The organism is Acidovorax sp. KPB24-07, from assembly GCF_057543315.1.
In genome coordinates this window covers 1-887 of record NZ_BAAJYS010000797.1, presented here as the reverse complement: position 1 = coordinate 887, position 887 = coordinate 1, and the positions used below count along the sequence as shown (strand labels likewise).

1 pseudogene is annotated in these 887 nt (G+C 71.4%); it reads left to right on the top strand.

The window, feature by feature from the left end:
- Positions 1–115 precede the first annotated feature (115 nt).
- Positions 116–887: pseudogene (locus tag AC27IQ_RS25880) on the top strand (methyl-accepting chemotaxis protein); the annotation flags it as partial.

Below are 887 nucleotides of genomic sequence, written 5' to 3'. Positions count from 1 at the left end.
GCGGACATGGAGGGGCTGATGAAGCAGCTCTTCGATGCCGAAGGCCAGCGCGGCAATGCCTGCAGGCGCAGTCGGTGCGGCTGCTGCAGATCGCGGAGATCGCGGCCGGCGTGCTGTGGTGGTGGGCGTGGTGCTGGCGGTCCTGTGCTGGGTGTTCATCCGCCGCAACGTGCTGGCGCCGCTGGACGACGCCGGCGCGCTGCTGGAGAAGGTCGCCCAGGGCGACCTCACCACGCGCATCGAGGTGCGCTCGTCCAACGAGATCGGCCGCCTGATGGGCGCCGCGCGCACCATGCAGGAGGGCCTGGCGCGCATGGTCACGCAGGTGCGCCAGGGCGTGGAGGAGATCCACACCGGCTCGCGCGAGATCGCGCTGGGCAACGGCGACCTGAGCGGGCGCACCGAGCAGCAGGCCGCGTCGCTGGAGGAAACCGCCGCCAGCATGGAGCAGCTGTCGTCCACCGTGAAGCAGAACGCCGACAGCGCGCGCCAGGCCAACCAGCTGGCCGCCAGCAGCATGGCGGTGGCCCAGCGCGGCGGCGCGGCGGTCGGCGAGGTGGTGGCGACGATGCAGGAGATTGCGGGCAGCTCGCGCCGCATCGCGGACATCGTCGCGGTGATCGACGGCATCGCCTTCCAGACCAACATCCTGGCGTTCAACGCCGCCGTGGAAGCCGCCCGTGCCGGCGAGCAGGGCCGGGGCTTCGCCGTCGTGGCCAGCGAAGTGCGCAGCCTCGCGCAGCGCAGCGCCGACGCCGCCAAGGAGATCAAGGGCCTCATCACCGACAGCGTGCAGAAGGTGGACGCGGGCAGCCAGCAGGTGGAAGAGGCCGGCCGCACCATGGCCGACATCGTGGCGCAGGTCAAGCGCGTGAACGACCTCATCA